This is a genomic window from Fischerella thermalis PCC 7521, assembly GCF_000317225.1.
GTDB lineage: Bacteria > Cyanobacteriota > Cyanobacteriia > Cyanobacteriales > Nostocaceae > Fischerella > Fischerella thermalis.
Map to the genome: position 1 here is coordinate 1 of NZ_AJLL01000122.1, position 433 is coordinate 433.

Genomic DNA, 433 nt, shown 5'->3' on the forward strand with positions numbered 1-433 from the left:
ATTGCGAGTTTTTTCTTTGGGAGTAGAAGCTGATACATCCGGATTGCGAGTTTCTTGTGTAGAGTTAATTGCTAGCGCGGAATTTGATTCAGCGAGTTCTGCCCTGGCTTCAGCCACCAAATCCTCCCAGGTTTCGCCAACTCCTGCCAATGCACCTCTACTCTTTTCATAAATCAAAATACCTCCCTTAACAACCGACTTGGCGATCGGTCTTCCAATTCCAGCAAATATTGGTAATAATACAGGTGCCAAAATAACTGCTCCAACACCTGCAATTACACCAGGAGCACCAGCATCTTCAACGAAATCAACAATTTTTGGTGCCATAAGAAATCACCTTTATGTAATGTATAAAATTCTCATTTGTCTTAACCTTAACTTAACCAAAAATGTTTGTATGATCTTTCTTTGGAATTATTTACGCAAAGAGTTT

The 433-nt window shown here is 39.7% G+C and carries 1 protein-coding gene; it reads right to left on the minus strand.

Features of this window, described 5'->3' with window-relative positions; translation table 11 throughout:
• Window positions 1–327, minus strand: a 327-nt coding sequence (locus tag UYK_RS24560; protein ID WP_016872283.1) for a DUF5132 domain-containing protein, incomplete at its 3' end; no start/stop codon positions are given.
• Between the last annotated feature and the right edge of the window lie 106 nt (window positions 328–433).